General features: G+C 44.2%; 2 protein-coding genes. Both read right to left on the reverse strand.

Annotation, left to right across the window (positions count from 1 at the left end; translation table 11 throughout):
• Window positions 1-141: 141 nt before the first annotated feature.
• Entirely contained in the window at window positions 142-1,020 is an 879-nt protein-coding gene (locus RH85_RS13405) for an N-acetylneuraminate lyase (RefSeq protein WP_006713136.1), read from the reverse strand.
• Window positions 1,021-1,285: 265 nt separating this feature from the next.
• Window positions 1,286-1,752 (reverse strand): cupin domain-containing protein (locus RH85_RS13410; RefSeq protein ID WP_006713137.1); only part of this gene is annotated, 467 nt, incomplete at its 5' end.

Here is a 1,752-nt window from a genome sequence, read left to right on the forward strand (position 1 = left end):
GGTCGATGACTTCTTTTACTGCTGCCAAAAACTCTATGTAGCCTGTTTTTGGCGTATCAATACGCAAGCGATGAACCACTTGGGCATCGTGAGGGGATACAATTACCCCCTCCACTTTGGTCCCGCCGATATCAAGACCAATTAGCATAGGCCGGCCTCAACCAGTTGAGCTAATCTCGCTTGGTTTTCTGGCGTTACTTGATTCATTGGGCGACGGCATACTTCTGACGATAGAATCCCTTTCAGTTTCAGTACATATTTCAAACCAGGGATAACACCTGCCGCAACTAACGCGTCAATAACTTGATTAGCTTCACGCTGCAATGCTGTTGCTTTAACAACGTCACCCGCTTCAATCGCTGCATTAATATCTAAAATGCGCTGCGCTTGAATATTGTAAGTTGAACCGATCCCCCCCTTAGCTCCTGCAACCAAACCAGAAGCTAAGATCTCATCGAAGCCGTTGAAAATGGTTTTTTCTGGGTTAGCTCGAGTTAATTGCTCCATCTGATACAAATCTGCTGAAGTCTGTTTCAGCGCGACAACGCCATCAAGATTAATCAACTCATTGATTTGGTCACGGCTTAAACTCATCCCAGAAAATGCAGGGAAGTTATAAACAATCATTGGCTTACCAGCCGCTTGTACGATATCTGAATAGTGTTTTTTCAACTGTTCAAAACCGACTGGGTAGTAAAATGGCGTCACTGCAGAGATGGCATCATACGGAAGATTACCCGCGGCTTTTGCTAAGATTTCACTCTTCTTAGTCGAGATATCACCAACATGCGCGATTAAGGTCATGTTTGAACCCGTGGCTACTTCAGCAGTAGCTTTCAACAACTCAATTCTTTCTTCAGTATTACAAAGAAAAGCTTCTGCCGTTGAACCACCCACATATAGCCCTTTAAGACCCGCCTCACAGTTGAACTGAACCAACTTTTGTAAGTCTTCGTAATTGATACTCTCATCTTTGTTAAATGGAGTAAGTGTCGCCGCATAAAAACCAGAGAAGTCCATCGATATATCCTAATTGTTCGTTTCGATAGAGCCACTATACCTGTTATACCAGTATAATATCTGACAGCGATCACAATTAAAGGTCAACAAACAATCACCACGTGCAAAATTTGATCACGCCTACAGTTTTTAGGGCTCATGTTTTAAAACAAAAAAAACACATGCTGTGCCACGTTTAGACGCTGGGATATTGATTTATCCCGCTTAGATAAAAAAACAGCCCGCCAATGGGCGAGCTGCTTTGCAGGTTTAAAGCTAGGGATAGCTAGTTGAATGCACGAGCTAAAGTTCCAACACCTTGATAATGATAAACCTTAGCACTACTGCAAACGAATACCGATTCACCCGCTTTTAGTGTTACCGATTCAAGGCTATCACGCACCGTCACTTCCCCTTCGACACAGAACAGAATCTCAGCGCCGCGCACATATTGGGCTTTCTCTTCGATGTCCGCTTTCAACACTTCAAAAGCAAAGTCATCGACAGGAATTGGGTAACCGATTTTGTTTTCCATTTGGTACGGAGTCAGTTTGATCTGCGTAGGATCGACCGACACAAACTTGGTATTATCAATCAGCTCCGCTACATCCATATGCTTGGGTGTTAAGCCTGCACGCAGCACGTTGTCAGAGTTGGCCATGATTTCAAGCCCTGTCCCTTTCACATACGCGTGCGGGGTTTCAGCATGAAGGAACATTGCCTCACCCGGCTCAAGCTCAACCACATTAAGAA

The organism is Vibrio ichthyoenteri ATCC 700023, from assembly GCF_000222605.1.
GTDB classification, from domain to species: domain Bacteria; phylum Pseudomonadota; class Gammaproteobacteria; order Enterobacterales; family Vibrionaceae; genus Vibrio; species Vibrio ichthyoenteri.

Excerpts from the sequence above, each read along its gene's own strand:
- RH85_RS13405 (WP_006713136.1), bottom strand. The coding sequence starts at position 1,020 with ATGGACTTCTCTGGTTTTTATGCGGCGACACTTACTCCATTTAACAAA.